Here is a 1064-nt window from a genome sequence, read left to right on the forward strand (position 1 = left end):
GGCTCACCAAGGCGACGATCTCTAGCTGGTCTGAGAGGATGACCAGCCACACTGGAACTGAGACACGGTCCAGACTCCTACGGGAGGCAGCAGTGGGGAATATTGCACAATGGGGGGAACCCTGATGCAGCCATGCCGCGTGTATGAAGAAGGCCTTCGGGTTGTAAAGTACTTTCGGTGATGAGGAAGGAAGTGTATCTAATAGGTACATTAATTGACGTTAATTACAGAAGAAGCACCGGCTAACTCCGTGCCAGCAGCCGCGGTAATACGGAGGGTGCGAGCGTTAATCGGAATGACTGGGCGTAAAGGGCATGTAGGCGGATAATTAAGTTAGGTGTGAAAGCCCTGGGCTCAACCTAGGAATTGCACTTAAAACTGGTTAACTAGAGTATTGTAGAGGAAGGTAGAATTCCACGTGTAGCGGTGAAATGCGTAGAGATGTGGAGGAATACCGGTGGCGAAGGCGGCCTTCTGGACAGATACTGACGCTGAGATGCGAAAGCGTGGGGAGCAAACAGGATTAGATACCCTGGTAGTCCACGCTGTAAACGATGTCGATTTGGAGTTTGTTGCCTAGAGTGATGGGCTCCGAAGCTAACGCGATAAATCGACCGCCTGGGGAGTACGGCCGCAAGGTTAAAACTCAAATGAATTGACGGGGGCCCGCACAAGCGGTGGAGCATGTGGTTTAATTCGATGCAACGCGAAGAACCTTACCTGGTCTTGACATCCACAGAATCTTGTAGAGATACGAGAGTGCCTTCGGGAACTGTGAGACAGGTGCTGCATGGCTGTCGTCAGCTCGTGTTGTGAAATGTTGGGTTAAGTCCCGCAACGAGCGCAACCCTTATCCTTTGTTGCCATCGATTCGGTCGGGAACTCAAAGGAGACTGCCGTTGATAAAGCGGAGGAAGGTGGGGACGACGTCAAGTCATCATGGCCCTTACGACCAGGGCTACACACGTGCTACAATGGCGTATACAAAGGGAGGCGACCTCGCGAGAGTAAGCGGACCTCACAAAGTACGTCTAAGTCCGGATTGGAGTCTGCAACTCGACTCC

1 rRNA gene is annotated in these 1064 nt (G+C 52.2%); it reads left to right on the forward strand.

Annotated elements, in window-relative coordinates:
- A 16S ribosomal RNA gene (locus A9G25_RS00125) occupies positions 1-1064 on the forward strand; the annotation flags it as partial.

This window comes from Gilliamella sp. Bif1-4 (assembly GCF_001690535.1).
Classification (GTDB): Bacteria; Pseudomonadota; Gammaproteobacteria; order Enterobacterales; family Orbaceae; genus Gilliamella; species Gilliamella bombi.